Raw genomic sequence first — 16,614 nt, 5'->3', positions numbered from 1 at the left:
CCGTTGAGCCTATATCCAAACTTTGTGCCAAGAAAAACAGTGTCAAAAGGGGACCGGGCCAATCCCCTTCCTATTATCTGTTAACAACTGTCAAAACATCCCGGGCAAAACTTTCTGCTATGCTGCCGGATGGAGCTCGGCGGTATTTGCCTTCAAATTCCTCTATCAAAGAATACTTTTGCTCTGCACTCATTGAAGACACCTGATTTTTCAGGATATCCAAGGCACGATGACGCGCTTTCAAAATCATCTGACGATACACGTCCTCGGAAATACTTCCAGAAGGTGCTGCGTTGTATTTCGCCACGAAATTTTCCAGCTCCGCCACAACCTGACGGAAGTTGTATTTTCTTTCCAGCTCTTTTTCGTATGCCGGAATGACTTTAGCCTTCGCCGCCACGATCAGTTTACGATAGTTGTCTTCTTCACGACTGCCCGAAGGAGCTCTGTTATAGGCTGCGATGTAGCCTGTCAGCATATTCAGAATCTGCTCGGAAGAACCATTCATTCTCGCGATCGTGCAGTCCATTTCGCGATTCATGACCTTCACACTGGCATCACTGAAGCCGCGAGCGAGCTTCGCATACACAGCCTCGGGACGACTGCCTGATGGAGCGGAATTGTACTTCTGATTATAGAACTTAAACAATTCCTGCATGTAAGCCAAAGACAACTGGTTGTGATTGTTTTGCAGAATGGACAAAACATCATTTACATATCTATCCAGTTCTTTGGCGGCAAAACTTTCCTGGGTACTTCCACCAGGTGCGGCATCCATTCGGCGACTCCACAACGCGATTGCATCCAGACGCTCTTTAATCAAATTATCACCGCGTGTGCTGGCAGAACAAACCTCGACAGAACCGGAGCCAGACTGCCCCCCATTGCCGTTTTCAACAACCACTGGACGGTAAGTCATTTGAGGACTGGAATACATACTAAAGGCAATCAAACGAATATCAGCTTCTGCGGAATAGGACTCGCCCACGATTTCAATAGCTGTGATTCTATCTGACAGATTCAGGTTTTCCGACGATGTGGTAGTGCCGGAGTTCAGCACGCCTGTATTCGTCAGTTCCCGAACAGACAGCGCCTGACCACGCTCAGTGATCACCTTTACAGAGTGAACCTTCAGACGGCTTTTAAGAACCTGCAGCTCAAGGCGACTCAATACAGTCGCTTGTGACAATGAAATACGATAAGTCGTCCCATTGGATTTACGGGAAAGGCTGCTAATGACGACAGAACCAGAGCGTTCCTGCTGCTGATTCGACACCGGCGGCGGAAGTGGCGGCGGAGTTCTTGGTCCGGATGACACTGTTGTCACTGTGGAGGATACAACCTGACTGCCAGATTCCCCAGGCACCGGGAGATCCGAAATGACTTCGGCGTGGGTTGTAGATTGCATCATCGTCAGAGCCAGCAAAACTGCCGTTACAAGTTTACGTTCCATATTTCTTATCTCCCTATCAAATCGTTTCAATATTTAATTTAAAAACTATTTCACCAGATTGCGAATTGTGACATGGTCCACGGAGCTGTATCCGTCGAACTTCACAGAGGCATATCCATTGCTGAAGACTTCTCTGACCGTGCCTGTATACTGATTGTTGTAGATCACGCGATTTCCAACACAGATCCCACCGGAGCAATTCATGGCGTGCCCCAAACGTTTGGTCTCGATGTAATCACTGCCAGAGTAACCATCAAAGCGCACCGCCGCTGTGCCATTGGCAAAAATCTCTCGGACAGTACCAACGTACACACTGCTGCCCGCGAATAGAACTCTTGTTCCCACAGAGAAGCTACCAACAGAAGTAACCGGCTTCGTCAAACGGTCGGCTTTGATGTAGTCATAACCACCGTATCCATCAAAACGAACTTTGGCTGAACCATCACCGAAGATCTCGGCCACGCGCCCCAAATAGTGGTTGCTGCCGTTGTAATAAAGTACGCGATCATCCACACAGATGCCCGAAGCGCAGGATTTATTCTTGTTCAATCTCTGGGTGCTGACGTAATCATTGCCGGAATACCCATCAAAGCGAACTGAAGCCTGACCACCGGCAAACACTTCCTGAACTGTGCCCGCATAATGATTGGAACCACTTTTGTAGACCACGCGATCTCCGCCGCAGATCTCGTCTGCACATTTCACAGACTTTTTGAGGCTTGCTGATCTGATATAAGATGGAGAGCTGTAACCCGGGAAACGCACCTGATGTTTGCCATCAGCAAACGACATCGTGATCACACCAACATAGCTATTTGAGGAATTCTGGAACAGAACCCGGTCCCCGACGCAACGACCATTTTTACAATTCACGGAACGCCCCAGGTTCTTAACATCTATTATGGATGGCTCAGAATAGCCCTCAAATTTTACACGCGCCTTGCCGGATTCAAAGATCTCAAGCACCTGACCAACATAGTCGTTGCCGTTGTCAAAATGAACTTTGTCACCGACGCGGATCACCGCCAACTCTTCCGCATGGTTGCCCGGAGCAGGCAGTGGTGCCGGTGTGGATGATTTCACAGCCGGCCCTTGCGCCGTCATATTCAGCGCCCCAGCATAAGACATTGCTGTCAGCAACAGATCACTTTCCACACCATAGGACTCTGCACGGATTTCGATCGCCGTGACTCTTTCACTGACATTGAGGTTCCCGGAAGAAAGCGTGGTGCCCGTGTTGGCGACAGCAGAATTGCGTAGTTCTCGCACGTCCACTCGCTGTCCACCGGCCAGAAGCAAGGTCACTTCATGAACTTTCAAACGGCTCTTCAAAATTTTAATTTCAAGATTCTGCAAAGTGATAGGTTCACGCAAAGTAACCTTACGAATTTCTCCGTCTTTTCTGCGGGACAGCTCATTGACCTGAACCTGTCCCGTGTACTGACGACTTACATCTTCCGTCACAGGAGGTGGTGGAGTTTTTGGACCGGAATGTTGAGTTGTGGTCACGGTTTCAGTGACTGCCATCTCGCCGGACTCTCCGGGCACAGGCAAATCAGAAATCACTTCTGCATAGGCAGATGCCTGCATCATTGTCAGCGCCAAAAGCACCGTCGCCACTAACCTACGTTCCATAGCAAGGACTCCCATCAAGTAACTCATTTTTTGAACAACCTCCCTAAAGCAAGGTACATACCAAAATGAGTTCCACTTAATTCCGCGTTCGAAAAAAGAAGTTGATCAGAAGTTTGTCAGCTTGCCCCTTTTTGTCTTTTTGCAGTTTACATAACCGCAACGGGCAAACAGACTATTCTCAAGATAGCAATTGGAGATTCATCAAGGAGCCACATTATATGAAAGCACTTCCACTGCTTGCCGCCGTCATCTTGTCCCTTGTTCTGGGCGCAACAGCCTGCAGCCCGAACTCTGCGTCGTTATCGAGTTCCAACGAAAGTTCTTCATTTGATATTATAGGTGGTACACCTATATATGAGCGCGCCAGCCAGGCGGCTCGCAGTGTGGTTTTACTTGATATCAAAAATCGTTTTGGCCAATCCTTGGGTTTCTGCACGGCCACCCTGATCGGGCCTCAGACGATTCTTTCTGCAGCCCACTGCTTTGATGAAAGTCGTATCAAGGGTTTTGCAGGCTTTGATGTGCGCTTTACGAATAACTACGATATCTCCAACTCGGTCGCCCGCAAAGGTTTGAATTACCAGCGTCATGGCACTTACAACTCCACCCTACGCTATGACCATGACATTGCAGTGGCCACCTTCCAGGGGGGCATCCCCGAAGGCTATGGCTATGTGGATATCGACATGGACACCAAGGCCAACTATGCGAACAAAACGGTCTATGTCTATGGATATGGGCGTTCGAAAGACTACACCGGGCGTCCGGGGGAGGATTCGTGGGCCTCGATCGGTCAGCTCCACAAAGGAATCATGAAGGTTGAAAGCACCTACAGCCGCTTTGCCGATCGCTACTGGCTGAACTCGGAAGTGCCGTCCTTTATATGCCAGGGCGATTCTGGGGGACCACAGTTCTTTCATGAAGGGGGAACCCTGAAGGTGATCGGCGTGAATTCGGCCGTCTTGGGTAAAAAACTTCCTAACGGCTTCAGCAGCTGCAAAGGCATTGGTCAGGCCACGAAGGTCGCACCATTTGCCGGATGGATTGCAAAAACACGCACCAAACTGCTGAGCATGTCCCAAGAGTTTGTCGAGTAAACTCTTGGTGTTTTACTACCACTGAATTTTTGGAAACATCTTTAGCGCATTGATTTTGGTCTGCTCACACAGTTGCTCAAGGCTGATCCCCTTGAGATCCGCTACGAACTTGGCGGTGTGAAGCACATAAGCCGGCGTGTTCTTTCTTCCGCGCATTGGAATCGGCGCCAGGAAGGGAGAATCCGTCTCCACATGAATGCGATCCAGCGGCAGCATTTTGACGGTTTCACGCAGACTGTCGGCACTTTTGAAAGTCACAACGCCACTGATAGAGATATTAAATCCGACGTCCAAAGCCTGACGCGCCAGCCACTCCGTCCCGGTAAAGCAGTGGATCAGACCATTCACTTCACCTTTGAACTCTTTTAGAATCTCAATCGTGTCTTCTTCCGCATCCCGCGTATGGATTTCCACAGGCATCTTGGTGCGTTTGGCGATCTCTAGCTGAGCCCGGAAGGCTTCTTTCTGCAGATCCCGCGGGGAATTGTCATAATAATAGTCCAGTCCGATTTCACCGACAGCCACCACACAAGGCTCGCTGACATGCTCTTCAATAAACTTCCCTGCCGCTTCGGTGTAGGTGCCTCCGTCATGCGGATGAACCCCAAGGGTACAGTACACTTCGGGATAGTATTTGCGGGCGATGTCCAGGACGATAGGATGATCCTCGGGCTGGGTCCCAATGGTGATGATCTTCTTCACGCCCACGGCTTTGGCGTTTTGAATAGCGGCGTCAACACCCTCTTCGAGCATGTTCAAATGTGCGTGAATATCAATCCATTCCATGGGGCGCAGTATATTCAACACCTCTAACAACTGTCTAGCCTGTTTTGTCACCAGGCCTGCTTAGATCCCCTATATTACAGACAAACAGGCCCAGCCTTTGCTTTTAAGGACTCTGAGTGAATTTTTATTTATTGAGTCTCATTCTGAGACATCAGGGAGCATTATGAAAAAGGCCTTTATAAGCGCTATTCTCGTTTCCTCCAGCCTCGCGGCCCAAGCCCAGGAAGCCAGCGGACTGAGTTCTGCTTATGCGTTCGGTGGAGCTTGTGCCTCCCAAGGGGTTTGGACTCAGAATGCTCTTTCCGCCACACAGAATTTACGCAAAATCACTTTGCAGTTAAAAGATGATCCAAACTGTCAGGCTCTGGGAAATGCCACCCGAGCGGCTATCGACGAACTTCAAGGACAGGTTAAAAACGTCTCTGACAGCCCCAAGCGCTCTGCCCGTCTGTCACAGATCCCGGCCGAAATCGAAGCTCTGCGCACTTTTGCCACCAGCAGTCCTGAGATGAAAAATCAGGTCATGAAACTGATGATGAATCGATCGATTGAAGGCGCAACCCTTTCCGCTCAAGTGGGCGCTGACAACGCCAGCACGGCCATGGCGCAAAACATGTCCAGTCGCCTGGAAGATTTTGGAGAAAGAATTCAACGAAGCACCAAAGCTGGTATCGGCATCCTCAATAAAGTCGTCGACAGCCTTCCCCAACTGGATCAGTGTTTGATGGGCGATAGCCAGCAAGTGATGGGTAACTTCCTGGCCTCCACGATTCAGGTGGCGACAGCCTTTGCGGGTTCTGGACAGGATTCCACAGGCAGCCAGATGGCCACCCTAGTGTCCAAACTTTCCAGCGTCGTGCGCGAACGAAAATTTTCAAAAGTTCTAAGAAAACTCAACGAACAGGAATTCCTGGCTTCCATGTCCTGTTTGATGGAAGTCACCAGTGAATCCTACTGTCAGGCCCGCGATGCCATGAGTTTATTCAAAGATGGCATGAACAATATCGAATGGCGCCAGGAAAAAGGCAGCAAAGTGGATGCAAAAAATCCGTTCCTGGGTCATTACGTTCTAAATACCCACATTCCGAACATCACCAAATGGATGCAAAAGATCCAGATCGGGGTAGACCCGAAACTTCCGACCGATGCAGACTTCCAAAACCGCATCCAGCAGGAAGTAGCAGACTTCTATAAAGGTCTAAAGACTTTGCTGGGAACATATAACTCCACTTTGATGACCATCAAACAGCTTCCGTCTTTGGAAGCCAAACAAAATGCCGTGGTGAAATTGGTTAAAACAATTTCCGAAGCCATGATCAACGGTGAAGGCTTCCGCGGTGAAGGCCGTACGAACTTCTTCACCATGAATAAGACTCCGCTGAAAATCCCATTCTTCCTAATCGGTATGGATGAGGTTCCGGATCAGGTCGCCGGTAAAGCCGTGGGAATGATGCCGATTTCAGCGGATGCCTGGTTGCAGGCACACTACATGGAACTGAAACAGTTCCAAGACCCGGTGACCTTGGCTGAAACGATTGGTCGCAACATGCAGGATCTCGGGCGGGAAGCCAATATCTCGGTTATTTCCTACTTCAGCAACTGGTACATCGTTGATAAGCAGGCTTTGGTGAACGAAGCCCTGACGGATGTAAACTACACCGTGAAAGACAGCTTGCGTGTGATCCATGACTATCTGGATATCGTGAAGGTGCGCGTGGAAAAATCCGGTGATGCCTCTGTGGTGTCCACCATCATGGACACCCAGTCCCGTATCAGCCGTATTTTGAACAGTTTCGATGAAGTCGAGCGTATCGGTAAAACCTTTGCATCGAAAGTGAACGCTCGCAACTTGACGGAAGAGGACATCAAGTCAGCAGCGACAGCAGCAGAAAAGCTGATCAACACGGTCTTTGATGAATTCATGGTGATGCAGGCTCGCTCTGGCTTCCTGGCAAACCGCCTGGTGAACTTCGTTTATCAGGACTATATCCAGCTCTTGAAGTCAGAGGAAAACTTCACAGAGAAGCAAAAAGAGATCTTCATCCAGGCCGGCATGGCGGCTTTGGACCGTATGCTGCAAATGTATAACGGGAATCCAGCCAACATTCAGTCTGACTTGAACATGGCTTTGAAGATCAACAAAGGAAATCTGGAAGCTCTGGAAGAACTTTTAAAGGACAACATCATTGCCAACATCGCAACGCTAAAACGCGTCAGCGACGGTCGCACGGGCCGCATGAGCACGATGGTGGACTCAACTCACCGTCTGATGCTGGACTTTATGAAGGATGACTGGGATCTTATCACGAATCCGACGTCTGCTTTGGGCATTTACATGTACTACTTCAAACATGCGGACCGCTATCCGTTGAAAAGCACTGGTACGACGTCACCGCAGAGTGAGTTCGATGAGTCCTCTTACCTGCAAGCGCAACTGTGTGTACAGGCTTTGGCCTTTAACGATCAAAGAGCTTTGAAAACGATCTGTAACGGCACCGTCCTGAAGTCCCCGTTCAAAGGCGTCACAGGCTACGATATGTCCTACGATCAGCGACTGAACAGCCACTTGAACGACAAAGGCGTGAGCAAACAAATGCAACAGGCTTTGAACCACTCTGAACGCATCTGCGCCTTCCGCGACTTCAACCGTAAGAACATGGTGCTGTTCATGTCGATTAATAAGAAATAAGCTTTCGCAAAGCCCTTGATAGAATCGCGGGCGTCGCAAAGTTCACGAAAAACAAAAAGGACTGCCGCAGGGCGGTCCTTTTTGTTTTACAACCGCATCAATGTCGGTGAGCTTGTTTTTTCCAATTAAAATAACTAAGGACGCGTGGAAATATAAAACTCTTCCACAACCAATTGCGGGTCACGGTTGGCGCCGAAGGCTTGTTCTACTTGCAAAGCTTTTTGGACAAGTCTTAGCAGATACTGACGATCGAGTTCTGCCAGGGATTTAATCAACGGAGCCTGATCCAGATTCACGATCTGGGTCTTTGCACCCTCTTGCAGACAGATGGCGTCTTTCACAAAGCCGATCCAGTAAGAAATCATGCGCTGACCTTGGGCGCGGTCTTTGAATTCTGTACGCCATAGTTCATTGAGCAGAAAATCACTGTCCTGAATAAACAACGTCAGAATCTCAACCGCTTTTTCGCGCACTTCCTGTTCGGGACCTTCCTGCAATTGCGCCAGCTTTTCAAAGCTGCCACCGGCGGCCTTCAAAGCCCAGGTCGGAGCTTTCACTTTTTTGCCCAGATCTTCCTGAGTCAATGGACGGAACTGCACAATGCGGGAACGCGAACGGATCGTTGGCAAAATCCCCGCCACACTTGGCGCAATCAAAAAGAAGAAGGTGCCTTCCGGCGGTTCTTCCAAAGTTTTCAGCAAAGAGTTGGCGGCTTGCGGATTCAGGGTCTGCGCCTGATCAATGATGATCACACGATTGCCCGTCAGACTTTTCAAGCTTAGGAATTCCAGAACCTCTTTGGCCTGTTCCATCTTAATGTTCGCCCCGGACGGAGCAATGACTTTCAACCCCTCGTGACTACCTTGAGACATACGGAAACAGGACGGGCACTTGCCACAGCCCCGTTTACTGGAAGGACAAAGCAGAGCCTGTGCAAACCCCATGGCAGTCAGTTTTTTGCCGATACCTCCGGGACCGACAAACAAAAACGTCTGGCCCGGTCTTCCGTTTTCGAAAGACTCCACCATTTTTTTGATTGTCTCCTGATGTCCCAGGACGAAATCGAGCATACGTGCCACAGGTTGCAATTCCTTTTAGTTCAAAATTTTTCTGTCTGCCAAAGCCTGAAGAAGTTGCTTGAAAAGAACTTCCGGAGTTTCACGCGCATCCAGAACCAACCACGCGGCCTCATCAGCGCGAGCTTGTTGCAGGAAGGACTGACGTACTTTTTCATGAAAAGTGTCGGCTTCAGACTCGATACGGTCTTCGCTTTCACCCGTCTGAGCCCCGCGGCCTTGACGGCGACGGCGGCTTTCTTCTACAGGAAGATCCAAAAGCACTGTCACATCGGGCTTCAATCCACTGGTGGCAAAGTTGTTCAGCATGACCACATCAGCTTCAGAAATTTCACGCCCACCACTTTGGAAAGCGACAGAGCTTGCAGCAAAGCGGTCACACAAGACCCACAATCCTTGAGCCAGCTTCGGGCGGATCACCTGATCGACATGCTGGGAACGGCTGGCTTCATACAGCAGCAATTCCGTGCGCGCCGTGGGGGCCGGGCCTTCTTTGCGTAAAATCATGTGGCGGATTTCATCACCCAGCGGGGTCCCACCAGGTTCACGCGTGCGATGAAACTCAATGGAGCGTTTTTGCAGCTCTTTTTCCAAAGCTGCCATCAAAGAACTTTTGCCGGAGCCATCAAGCCCCTCGAATACCAGAAATTTCATTTCGCACCGCAATATCTAGTTAAATACGGGGCCGCACGCACGGCGTCCGCCCAAGTGGACTTTTTCAGATATTGCACGATAGACGTCAACAAATCGCATCGCAACAAGCTGCATTCCGCCGCGAACATCGGCGATTTGGATACGAATAAAGCCAGGAACCACCGGGGACACCGTAATGCGGATCAAAGAATGTCGTTCAAAGCGGTTGGTAAAGGTCAAAAGATCTGCGAAAGGCGGAGGCGGAAACCCCAGGCTGGAGCTTAATCCAGACGCGAAAAACTCTGGCGAAGAAGTGCTGTAGCCCGGAATCGCCGGAGGATAAAATGAACTGCCCTTCAGGGTTTCAGCCCCTTGCCTGCGTCCCATGCTCACGCCCATTTTGCCGACAATCCCGGCCACCGTCACCGCCGCTTTCGAGTTATCAAAGCGTTCTGAATTATGAAACAGTTCAAACACAAAGGCCTTCTGGGCTTTATTGTAAGCCAAGCTAAAACCCACTTCCTGGGCGCCACCGCCGCCTTTATGAAGGACACCGGCTTCGGCGACAATACCCGCAGAAATACTCAGACCAAATTCATTGGAATCAATCACTAGCGGAGCTTGTGACCACAGCTTATAATCCAAACCACGTAAGATCGCCTGAGCGGCCTCGTGACTGCGAACCTGGAACGAACGCTGAACGCGGGTTTCAACTTCGACTTCTTTGCCGATCGCTTGTTTGGCTTTTACTTTAACGAAATTCAGACCGTCACCGACAACACTGCCCGCCCCATAGACAAACTTGGTGGCGTTCAAAATACGAGCGGCATTGGTCAGGAAGAGAACACGCATTTCCTGAAACTTCCTCTGGCGATCCGCCGGCAGACTTTCAAATGCCTTCATCGGATCGGCTTCTTCAATCGAACCACCACGGGCCAGGATCTCGGCTTTGACTTTCTCTGGAAGTTTCAGTCCCAGGGCCTCTTTCATCGCCTCGCGGTCCGGCGTTGTTTCGAACTCGAAAACCCGCTCCCGCTCGCCCTGCCCGATCTGAATACGCAGGCGTTCGGCTTGCTCTGAAGCCTGCACCTTTTCCAGGGTTGTTTCGATGACCTCGGTTTCGACTGTCTCAATTGAAGACGACAGACCAGCCCACGCCGGGAGGGAAGGAGCTAACAAAGCGGACGCCAACAAAAGGGAACCAAGTAGAGTTTTCATCTTAAGGGCGGCAGTTGCAAACCCAAGACCCGGTATTTTACATTGCTAACTATTTGATTCCTCTATTTTTCTCTGTTTAGGGCTTAGACAGCGAGCCCAAGCCTGCTCTGTCCTTGGTTCAGCCGACCCTTGACGGTCCCCGAAGCTTCTGGAAGTCTCCTCCCACTATGAAAGAATTTATGAAAGCCTTGATGATTCTTGGGACTCTATGGATGTTGGCTGCCTGCTCTGCGGAAAGCAAAGACGAAAGCTTCAGTTATCAGTTCAGCTATAACGGCTGCGACACCGGCAAACAGACTTTCAACTCGTTGAATGCTTACTGTGATGGTTTGCGTGATGAGGCCCGCAACAAGAGCTGCGCCTACACACTTCGCTATGACACTTTCACTGCAAAATGCCCCGGTAGAATCTGGTAAGGATTAAAACTCCACCACCCAAGTTCCGGCGGATGTTTTATTGAACTTGTAGGTGATCAAAGGCTGCTCGACAGTTTCTGCCGTGCCGCCGGTTTGCTGACCCACCAGACCTAAAGCCTCGCTAAAATTAAAGCGACGACTGCGCGAGTTTTCAATGCCCCCGGCGATCTTCGCCAAAGTCCGGCGCAGGGAAACCGGATAACTTTTCACGATCACAGCCGCCGTGGCCCGGGTTTGGCTTTGTAATTTCACTTCACTGACCATAACTTCGGATCGTTCCGTCATAAACTCTACATAAGCTTTGTTCAGCCAATCGGATTGTTTGATGTTTTCATCGGCTTCCTGCTGCAGAAGCTCCTGGAACTTTCTTTCTCCCAGCTCCTGAGCTTTCTTTTCAATTTTTCCCTCTTGAGAAGTGCATCCCCCAAGAAGCCCAAAAAACAGGCACAAAATCACAAAGCTGATCTTTTTCATAGACTCTATGGTGACCGGGAAGGCCGCGAGACTCAACACACCCATGACTATGCGCATCAAGTCGCTAGGATTGGGTCACTTTGGGGTGGACGAAAACCTTCAATATCCATATATTTGGGGGTCTTTGGGAGATTACAGAAAATGACTACATTTATCGGCGTTTTGCATATCATCGTTGCTCTCGTTTTGATCGTTTTGGTTTTGATCCAAGACTCAAAAAGCGACGGAGCTTTGGGCATGGGTGGTTCCAGCGGTTCTAACTCTTTGTTGGGTGCAACTGGCGCACAATCTTTGGCTGGCAAAATGACAGTATGGGCAGCCATCATCTTCGCAGTGACTTGCTTGGCTTTGGCGACAATGACTTCTTCCAAAACTAAATCTGTTGTTGATAGCCTTCCGCTGCCAACAGCCCCTTCTCAAGAGCATTTCCCAACTGAAGGAACTGACGCTGCTGCGGGTGCGGCCGCTGTTCCTGCTGCGACTCCTGCTGAAGCGGCAACTCCAGCCGCTTCCCCTGCTGCGACTGCAGCTCCTGCTCAGAAGTAATTTTAGTACATTCCTTACAGGTTCTTCGCTATAGTTTCTCTATGGCGAAGAACAACTGGCTGATCCCATCTCTGATTATCATTGGCGTTATAAGCGTCGCACTTTCTCTCTTCATCGCTTCACAAACTGAAAAAAGCAAACCTGGCGCACGCCCTTTGGCCCGTCTTGAATTGAATCTGGGAAAAGTCTTTGTTCTTCGCAACAACATGACTTCCAAGGAAACCCTGACTCGCAAATCCACCCTGTTCGCCCTGGATTCGGTTGAAACCAGTGTGGATGGCGATGCCACGATGGAATTTGATTCGGCCTATCGTATCCGCATTCTGGAAAACTCGCTCATCACTTTGGATGAAGAAAACGAACGCATTGTTCTGGTGATCAAGCGCGGCGATGTTCAGGTTGAAAACTACGGGCGCGAAGGCAGTGTTTATATTTCCAAAGACGGCGTTCGCTGGACCGCCACCGATTATGAAATGAACTACAAAAAACAAGCTCCGACGGAAACTTTGCCAGACCTGGCCCCGGCAGAGACTGAAGTTGCGGGTTCCCCGGCGGTGAAAGCCGAAGGCCTGACCTCGGAGTTTATTCAGGACACCTTGCGCACACATCGCAATTCGTTCTTTAAGTGTTACACCCAGTTGCTACAAAAAACACCGGGCGTGGTCGGACAGGTTTCCATCAGCTTTACAATTGAAAAAACCGGCAAGGTTCATCAGGCCGATATTGCCAGCAGCAATCTGAACGACCCGGCCTTTAAAAAATGTCTGCTGGAAGCGATTCGCCGTGTGGAGTTTAAAACCTTCGGTGGCGATCCGATTTCAACCGTCTTCCCGCTGCGCTTCGAATAGCGCTATTGTTTAGCAACCTCACGCCATACCTCTAGCGGTAGTCATGGATGTAATCAATGCGATCAGGAATCCAGGGTTCATGCACGCCCTCCATCTCATAGACGTGCCCTTCATCCACCAGCTTTTCTTTCAGTGGCGCGACGCTGGGCTCGTAAGAAGAATGCAGCAGACCTTTTTCGATAAAGAACGGACGAATCTCCAGGTAAGCTCTTTCGCCCAGAACCCCACGACGAATGAATTCGTCGAAGCTTTTCATCAATTCTTCCGGAGTATAGCCGTAGTTATAGACCATATCCTGAACCACGCTGTAGATGGCTTCCAAATTCAAACGATGATCCTGATAAAGATCCAAAGCCACCTGGAAAGTGTTGTAAGTCGCCAAGGTACGGCGGCCAAATTTAAGATAATAATCAGGATCCGTGTCTGTCGCCAGATTGATATAGATCTTTTCAACCGGATCGTTTTCCGGAATCTGCGCCTGCAGCTCCAGAATCGTATTGACCTGCTCGCCTGTGACGTTGAGCTTTTCCAAGATCGAACGGATATCACTGGGCCCCAATCGGCGCGAACAAATATCCGAATACAAATTATAGATGATGGCATCGGTTTCGCTGTCATCACCCCAGCAAATCTGACGGACATTTTCAGCCAGACGAGTGCGCAACTGCAAAAGGGCTTGCAGCTTATAACCCACTTGCTTGGTCAGGCGCCAGAACCGCCCCGGGCGAAGATTTGCCAGATTGTCTTTATAGAAGCAGCCAAACGGCCGGATGTTGTCGAGTGCGAACTTTTCAGAGATCCGCTCTTCCATCTGCGGAGGTGACGCCGTGATGAAATAGATCGGGAAATACATGTAACCTTTTTGCTGCTTGCGGAATTGGGAAAGAGACTGCAGCAAAACATTGGTCCCAGGAATGTTCTTTTTATTGAGAGCCCGCTCCAGAATGGTTGTCATCAACCCGGACAAAGAATCGATGGTCGTATCCAGATAAGTCTTATCGAGATCCCACAAAAAGACCTCTTCGTGACTTTTCTCCATCCCTTCGGAAACATACCGAAAGAACACCACATCCCCATTCATCTCGCTTCGATCACGCCAATCCGCCATACCAAGATTCTGAAGCAGCCAACCCCAGAGAGCAAGCAAACACCCTCCAAAAAAACGCGGCGCCCGAAGGGCCAGCCCTAACAAATGGATAAGCGGCCTGTCAAAAAGGTCCAGATGCAAGGCCTGCCGACAACGCAGCCAGATGGGTCTTTTTCACAAGTCGCGGCTAACAACCGGTAGTGTTTACGGGCTCCGCCATCTGACGGCAGCGGACTTGAGCTTTCGAACACTTCACACGCAGGTGGAAGTGATTGTGGTGGTCTTTTTCAGAGATCAGACGACGCAGGGTTTGCGCCGCCAGACTTTGCATATCGCCTTTTTTAAGCTCTCCCGTGGCAATCGCATGTTCACACAGGGCCTTCTTCAAAGTCCCGTGAATAAAGATACGATCGATCAACTGAGTATTAACAACTTCCTTAAAGAGCTTCCATTGCTGCTTCATCATCCAGTTCGGATGAGGTTTATTAATGGTCACAGCAGATGTGAACGCACCTTGCAAATTCTTATTGTCGAAATAAAAAGCCACGTCCGCATCCAGACCGTTGGTGTGGGACTTATGACGTCCCAGCTTCCCACCCTTTTCTCGGGACAAGTCGCCGATGGGTAGCTCATAGCCAGGCATATCCTTTTTCGTAAGATTTGCCATTTGCACGATGATGTAAGCCAGCTCATTGGTCGCAAAGTGAGCCTTACGTTCCGGACGGATCACGTGGAAACCTGCCGGTTGATGATTCTTTTCATACACCAGCATATTAGCCGCATTTTCCAAGCGACCAGCATTCACAGCTCCGATGGCCTGACTGACCTTGTTGATGACGGGTCCCACCGCAGGGGTTTCTTTCTTAGGCTCTTCCTTGGGCTCCTGCTTTGGTTCCTCTTTTTTGGGTTCTTCCTTCTTAGGCTCGTCCTTTTTGGGAGGAGCTGTTTTAGGTTCCTCTTTTTTAGGAGGAGCTTCCGTCTTAGGTGGCACTTTTTTAGGTTCTTCTTTGCGCGGCGGAGTCTCTGGCTTTGGCAGATCTTTTTTGGGCTCCTGCTGCTTTGGCTCTTCCTTCTTAGGCTCTTCTTTTTTCACTTCCGGCTTTTTGACTTCCAGAATTTTTTCGATATCATCCACAACGTCACCGACGTAACGGCCTGGCTCACCTTCCACATCATCAGAACCGCCTTCGGTTTCCAAGTCTTCCTCTGGAAGCTGCTCTTCCTCTGGATCAGCGGCTGTCAAATCATCCTGAATGGACTCGACCTGATGATGATAAACGATGTCATTGTGGTACACATAGATATCAATGAAAGACGAACGGCAGTCACCGGATTCACTTAAACAAGTGGCTTTGGCGGCCACTTTCAAGGACTCGGACTGCGCCTGTGCAAGGTTCATCGGTTTTAACACGATAAAGCCATTTGCATCCAGGACACCCGCCAGATTCAGATCCACAGTCTGCACGGTCTTGCTTCGTACGGGAAGAAACTCCACACGCCCCTTCAAGGTCATGCCTTTGGTGGTGGAATCGAAGTTCACACTCACATCCTGAACACGGGTTGAGCCACGAACGACTTTGTATCCTTCTTCATCTTGAATATTCGGCTGGGCGGGTTCGTAGGTGGTTTTCACCTCAGAACCCTGCTCACGGGAATCCGGCGCACAACCGGTGGTCATCATAACAAAGGAAACTAAAATGGTGAGTGTCTTGATAAAGTACTTCATCCTGCCGAATACGTTGCAAAAACGTGTCCCAAAGGAGACGCACTTTGTATTGAAATTAAACAGTACCCGCTACTTCAGGACTGTCGAAGTTTTAGATAGATAGGACGTGAATTGTTCCCGCAGCTCCCTGTTGCCCAGCTCGTAAAGGTCGCCATGATGTCCCCCGGGGATCACCCAGATCTCTTTGGGGGCCGCCGCTTCTGCAAACATCCTGTGGGTGTTTTCCGGCTCAACAGCCTTGTCATCGGACCCTGTTATAAACAGCATCGGAATCGGTGAAAACTGGCTTAGCGAGGCCGGGGCATACTCATCACTTAAAGCGAGATAAGTCATTGGCTGCAACGGCCATGTCCACCAACGACGACTTAAGACATCACGGCCCATACCCTTATAAGAGCGGAAACTGGCTTCGATCACAATGTTGCGCACGGGAATGCGGTCTTTGATTTCTTCAGCGGTCTTCAATGCCACAATCCCCCCAAGACTGTGGCCATAAATAATCAAAGGACGAGAATCTTTTTTCTGATGCAACCATTCCGCAGCGGCTATCCCCGCTTCGACGGTGCTTTCCGGACTGGGTTTGCCATCAGAAAGACCATAACCGGGGTAATCAAAGATGAAGTAGTTGTAGCCTTGGGCTGGCAACCAATGAAACATCAAAAAATGTGATGTGATGTTTTCCGCATTGCCATGAAAGAATAGCATCGTGCCACGACTGTCTTTTTGTGCAGAGGCAAAATACCAACCATGGACCGTGTTGCCCGATTGGGTTTTTAGGAAGACATCCTCTGGCTGCATTTTGACCTTGGCCGGATCAAAAAGCTTTTCTTTCATTGGATAATAAAAAAACGACTGACATCCCGTCAGAGATATCGTCGCAATGCATCCGAAAAAGAAACGGCGAAGCCTGGAAAACTTTGTCATACTGAA

Annotated in this window: 15 protein-coding genes; 5 read left to right on the top strand and 10 right to left on the bottom strand. The window is 49.8% G+C overall.

Translation table 11 applies throughout. The features are described 5' to 3' along the window. Positions 1-73: 73 nt before the first annotated feature. Together ACZ50P_RS04395 and ACZ50P_RS04390 are read right to left on the bottom strand one after the other, a co-directional pair. Entirely contained in the window at positions 74-1,453 is a 1,380-nt protein-coding gene (locus tag ACZ50P_RS04395; protein WP_464133743.1) for a beta-sandwich domain-containing protein, read from the bottom strand. A gap of 45 nt (positions 1,454-1,498) precedes the next feature. Beyond that, positions 1,499-3,088, bottom strand: a complete 1,590-nt coding sequence (locus ACZ50P_RS04390) for a beta-sandwich domain-containing protein (RefSeq protein ID WP_464133740.1) — start codon at positions 3,086-3,088, stop codon at positions 1,499-1,501. Positions 3,089-3,306: 218 nt separating this feature from the next. Between ACZ50P_RS04390 and ACZ50P_RS04385 the strand changes: the two genes are divergently transcribed. Then, complete coding sequence (locus tag ACZ50P_RS04385; RefSeq protein ID WP_464133738.1) at positions 3,307-4,185, top strand: S1 family peptidase; 879 nt, start codon at positions 3,307-3,309, stop codon at positions 4,183-4,185. Between the two features lie 15 nt (positions 4,186-4,200). Here ACZ50P_RS04385 and ACZ50P_RS04380 read toward each other — a convergent pair whose 3' ends face one another. Further along, a complete protein-coding gene (locus tag ACZ50P_RS04380; RefSeq protein WP_464117971.1) occupies positions 4,201-5,022 on the bottom strand; it encodes a TatD family hydrolase in 822 nt (273 codons plus the stop codon). A 112-nt stretch (positions 5,023-5,134) separates the two neighbouring features. On the opposite strand from ACZ50P_RS04380, the gene ACZ50P_RS04375 reads away from it, so the two are divergent. Then, on the top strand, positions 5,135-7,660 hold the full coding sequence (locus ACZ50P_RS04375; protein ID WP_464133736.1) for a hypothetical protein: 2,526 nt from the start codon (positions 5,135-5,137) through the stop codon (positions 7,658-7,660). Positions 7,661-7,794: 134 nt separating this feature from the next. Here ACZ50P_RS04375 and ACZ50P_RS04370 read toward each other — a convergent pair whose 3' ends face one another. From ACZ50P_RS04370 to ACZ50P_RS04360, 3 genes are read right to left on the bottom strand one after another with little or no spacing between them, the layout of a single operon-like run. Next, positions 7,795-8,730 carry a DNA polymerase III subunit delta' C-terminal domain-containing protein gene (locus tag ACZ50P_RS04370; RefSeq protein WP_464135179.1) on the bottom strand — a complete coding sequence of 312 codons (936 nt, stop codon included), beginning with the start codon at positions 8,728-8,730 and terminating at the stop codon, positions 7,795-7,797. A gap of 24 nt (positions 8,731-8,754) precedes the next feature. Further along, positions 8,755-9,390 (bottom strand): dTMP kinase, encoded by a 636-nt coding sequence (gene tmk / locus ACZ50P_RS04365; RefSeq protein ID WP_464133734.1) that lies wholly within the window; start codon positions 9,388-9,390, stop codon positions 8,755-8,757. Between the two features lie 15 nt (positions 9,391-9,405). Further along, positions 9,406-10,587, bottom strand: coding sequence for a hypothetical protein (locus ACZ50P_RS04360; RefSeq protein WP_464133731.1), 1,182 nt, complete (start codon positions 10,585-10,587; stop codon positions 9,406-9,408). 167 nt (positions 10,588-10,754) lie between these two features. Here ACZ50P_RS04360 and ACZ50P_RS04355 point away from each other — a divergent pair, with 167 nt between their 5' ends. Beyond that, entirely contained in the window at positions 10,755-11,003 is a 249-nt protein-coding gene (locus tag ACZ50P_RS04355; RefSeq protein WP_464133729.1) for a hypothetical protein, read from the top strand. A gap of 3 nt (positions 11,004-11,006) precedes the next feature. Here the strand turns inward: ACZ50P_RS04355 and ACZ50P_RS04350 are convergent, their stop codons facing one another. Further along, positions 11,007-11,477 carry a hypothetical protein gene (locus ACZ50P_RS04350; protein WP_464133727.1) on the bottom strand — a complete coding sequence of 157 codons (471 nt, stop codon included), beginning with the start codon at positions 11,475-11,477 and terminating at the stop codon, positions 11,007-11,009. A 141-nt stretch (positions 11,478-11,618) separates the two neighbouring features. On the opposite strand from ACZ50P_RS04350, the gene secG reads away from it, so the two are divergent. Together secG and ACZ50P_RS04340 are read left to right on the top strand one after the other, a co-directional pair. Further along, positions 11,619-12,023 carry a preprotein translocase subunit SecG gene (gene secG, locus ACZ50P_RS04345; protein ID WP_464117977.1) on the top strand — a complete coding sequence of 135 codons (405 nt, stop codon included), beginning with the start codon at positions 11,619-11,621 and terminating at the stop codon, positions 12,021-12,023. Between the two features lie 41 nt (positions 12,024-12,064). Next, entirely contained in the window at positions 12,065-12,871 is an 807-nt protein-coding gene (locus ACZ50P_RS04340; protein WP_464133725.1) for a TonB family protein, read from the top strand. Between the two features lie 31 nt (positions 12,872-12,902). Here the strand turns inward: ACZ50P_RS04340 and ACZ50P_RS04335 are convergent, their stop codons facing one another. The 3 genes from ACZ50P_RS04335 to ACZ50P_RS04325 form a co-directional block, all read right to left on the bottom strand. Beyond that, entirely contained in the window at positions 12,903-14,018 is a 1,116-nt protein-coding gene (locus ACZ50P_RS04335; protein WP_464117980.1) for a phosphatase domain-containing protein, read from the bottom strand. Between the two features lie 127 nt (positions 14,019-14,145). Next, positions 14,146-15,684, bottom strand: a complete 1,539-nt coding sequence (locus ACZ50P_RS04330) for a penicillin-insensitive murein endopeptidase (RefSeq protein WP_464133723.1) — start codon at positions 15,682-15,684, stop codon at positions 14,146-14,148. A gap of 69 nt (positions 15,685-15,753) precedes the next feature. Continuing rightward, positions 15,754-16,608, bottom strand: a complete 855-nt coding sequence (locus ACZ50P_RS04325) for an alpha/beta hydrolase (protein ID WP_464133721.1) — start codon at positions 16,606-16,608, stop codon at positions 15,754-15,756. Positions 16,609-16,614 lie beyond the last annotated feature (6 nt).

The organism is Bdellovibrio sp. CKG001, assembly GCF_055397465.1.
This window is presented reverse-complemented; position numbering and strand designations above follow the sequence as displayed.

Coding starts and splice junctions, on each gene's coding strand:
- ACZ50P_RS04360 (WP_464133731.1), bottom strand. CDS start 10,587: ATGAAAACTCTACTTGGTTCCCTTTTGTTGGCGTCCGCTTTGTTAGCT.
- ACZ50P_RS04355 (WP_464133729.1), top strand. CDS start 10,755: ATGAAAGAATTTATGAAAGCCTTGATGATTCTTGGGACTCTATGGATG.
- ACZ50P_RS04325 (WP_464133721.1), bottom strand. CDS start 16,608: ATGACAAAGTTTTCCAGGCTTCGCCGTTTCTTTTTCGGATGCATTGCG.
- ACZ50P_RS04330 (WP_464133723.1), bottom strand. CDS start 15,684: ATGAAGTACTTTATCAAGACACTCACCATTTTAGTTTCCTTTGTTATG.
- ACZ50P_RS04385 (WP_464133738.1), top strand. CDS start 3,307: ATGAAAGCACTTCCACTGCTTGCCGCCGTCATCTTGTCCCTTGTTCTG.
- secG (WP_464117977.1), top strand. CDS start 11,619: ATGACTACATTTATCGGCGTTTTGCATATCATCGTTGCTCTCGTTTTG.
- ACZ50P_RS04370 (WP_464135179.1), bottom strand. CDS start 8,730: ATGCTCGATTTCGTCCTGGGACATCAGGAGACAATCAAAAAAATGGTG.
- ACZ50P_RS04390 (WP_464133740.1), bottom strand. CDS start 3,088: ATGGAACGTAGGTTAGTGGCGACGGTGCTTTTGGCGCTGACAATGATG.
- ACZ50P_RS04375 (WP_464133736.1), top strand. CDS start 5,135: ATGAAAAAGGCCTTTATAAGCGCTATTCTCGTTTCCTCCAGCCTCGCG.
- ACZ50P_RS04350 (WP_464133727.1), bottom strand. CDS start 11,477: ATGAAAAAGATCAGCTTTGTGATTTTGTGCCTGTTTTTTGGGCTTCTT.
- tmk (WP_464133734.1), bottom strand. CDS start 9,390: ATGAAATTTCTGGTATTCGAGGGGCTTGATGGCTCCGGCAAAAGTTCT.
- ACZ50P_RS04340 (WP_464133725.1), top strand. CDS start 12,065: ATGGCGAAGAACAACTGGCTGATCCCATCTCTGATTATCATTGGCGTT.
- ACZ50P_RS04395 (WP_464133743.1), bottom strand. CDS start 1,453: ATGGAACGTAAACTTGTAACGGCAGTTTTGCTGGCTCTGACGATGATG.